The 465-nt window shown below is 39.1% G+C and carries 1 protein-coding gene and 1 pseudogene; both read right to left on the reverse strand.

Annotated features, from left to right (window positions below; all coding sequences use genetic code 11):
• Positions 1-280: pseudogene (locus BBI01_RS11580) on the reverse strand (prtrc system protein e); the annotation flags it as partial.
• Positions 277-465 (reverse strand): hypothetical protein (locus BBI01_RS23080; RefSeq protein WP_065394849.1); only part of this gene is annotated, 189 nt, incomplete at its 5' end. The gene BBI01_RS23080 and the pseudogene BBI01_RS11580, both read right to left, overlap by 4 nt.

A 465-nucleotide genomic window follows, 5' to 3' on the forward strand; every position in this document is an offset into this window, starting at 1 on the left:
TGACTTCTTCCATTTGTTTTAGGAATTTTTCCATATCCACCATTACACCCGAAATGGTTTGTATAGGCGTGGTTATCTGCTCAAAAAATCCCTCGTCAAACTCCTGTGGTGTGGCGTTAAATGTCAATGGGGGAATAAGTTTTTTGGCGTTATCTCCGCATTGCTCGTTATTGAGCAATACCGATACGATTAGGTTATTTTCTGCTCCTTTTGAAATGTTCAGTTGCAATACGCCTGTAAAGTCCAACTGCTGTATCTGATTGAAAAAATTCGTGTTCATCGTTCTGAAATTTTAATTGTTAATGATTGTTTTTTGAGTGCCGTCAGTTTTTCGTACATATCCGTCCAATACGCATTTTGCCGTTTGTCGAACTCGGAAAAACTTTTCTCTTTGTGCCTGTATTCCTTGTAATCCGCTGTTATTCTGATTGCTTCATCAAGGTCGGTTACTTCAATAGGGCAACC

The sequence above is a fragment of the Chryseobacterium artocarpi genome, assembly GCF_001684975.1.
Lineage (GTDB): Bacteria > Bacteroidota > Bacteroidia > Flavobacteriales > Weeksellaceae > Chryseobacterium > Chryseobacterium artocarpi.